The sequence below is a fragment of the Pseudomonas sp. 10C3 genome, from assembly GCF_036346185.1.
Lineage (GTDB): Bacteria > Pseudomonadota > Gammaproteobacteria > Pseudomonadales > Pseudomonadaceae > Aquipseudomonas.
Window position 1 is genome coordinate 1 of record NZ_JASJVE010000210.1, and the last position, 237, is coordinate 237.

The window sequence follows — 237 nt, forward strand, 5'->3', positions numbered from 1 at the left end:
GTCGAAGCAGCCGATGTTTTCAGCAGCTCACTTTGATAGTTCTCGGTACCAATAAAATCGACGACAAAACTGCCCCCGCTACAGTCCCAGCAGATATTTGTAAGCGACCCGCCACTACCGGGTGTTTCTTTGGTCGAAAATTCATCCCGACGGTTAGTCAGGCTGGCAACCTTGAGGGACATGTCTCGGCTGGACTCAATGCTCCCCGATATGTTCTCCAGGCTGACCGCCTTACTC

General features: G+C 52.3%; 1 protein-coding gene. It reads right to left on the reverse strand.

Going from position 1 to position 237, the window contains the following annotated elements; genetic code table 11:
* On the reverse strand, nucleotides 1-182 hold a 182-nt coding region (locus tag QN399_RS26650; protein WP_330201983.1), incomplete at its 3' end, for a hypothetical protein.
* Nucleotides 183-237 lie beyond the last annotated feature (55 nt).